The sequence below is a fragment of the Vibrio sp. S9_S30 genome (assembly GCF_014694455.1).
Classification (GTDB): domain Bacteria; phylum Pseudomonadota; class Gammaproteobacteria; order Enterobacterales; family Vibrionaceae; genus Vibrio.
In genome coordinates this window covers 1-516 of sequence record NZ_JAAUWT010000134.1, presented here as the reverse complement: position 1 = coordinate 516, position 516 = coordinate 1, and the positions used below count along the sequence as shown (strand labels likewise).

Annotated in this window: 1 protein-coding gene; it reads left to right on the top strand. The window is 58.7% G+C overall.

The window, feature by feature from the left end; all coding sequences use genetic code 11:
* Positions 1-516, top strand: a 516-nt coding sequence (tssI, locus tag HC752_RS25540; RefSeq protein WP_190337758.1) for a type VI secretion system tip protein TssI/VgrG, incomplete at both ends; no start/stop codon positions are given.

Below are 516 nucleotides of genomic sequence, written 5' to 3'. Positions count from 1 at the left end.
CACGCTACAAAGACGACGACAGTGGCGCGGCGTTCAGCCAGTATCGCTTGGATTACCTGCGCCGCACGGCGCACATTGCGAATGGCAAAAGTAACCACCCTGCCCTGCAAGCGGGCACCAAGTTTACGCTGTCCGACCATTTGGATGAACGTTGCAATCGCACTTGGTTGGTGGTGAGTGCCACGCACACGGGCACACAGCCTCAAGCCTTGGAAGAGGAAGGCGGCAGCGGGGCGACCACTTACAGCAATACGTTTACGGTCATCCCCGCTCAGCGCCAATGGCGTGCCACCCCTACCCCGAAACCGCAAGTGGATGGCCCAATGATGGCCACGGTGGTGGGGCCAGAAGGGGAAGAAATCTTCTGTGATGAGCATGGGCGCGTGAAAGTGCATTTCCCGTGGGATAGGTATTCCAACAGCAATGAATTGAGCTCGTGCTGGGTTCGTGTCTCTCAGGGGTGGGCGGGCAGCCAATACGGCATGATGGCGATACCGCGCATTGGGCATGAGGTGA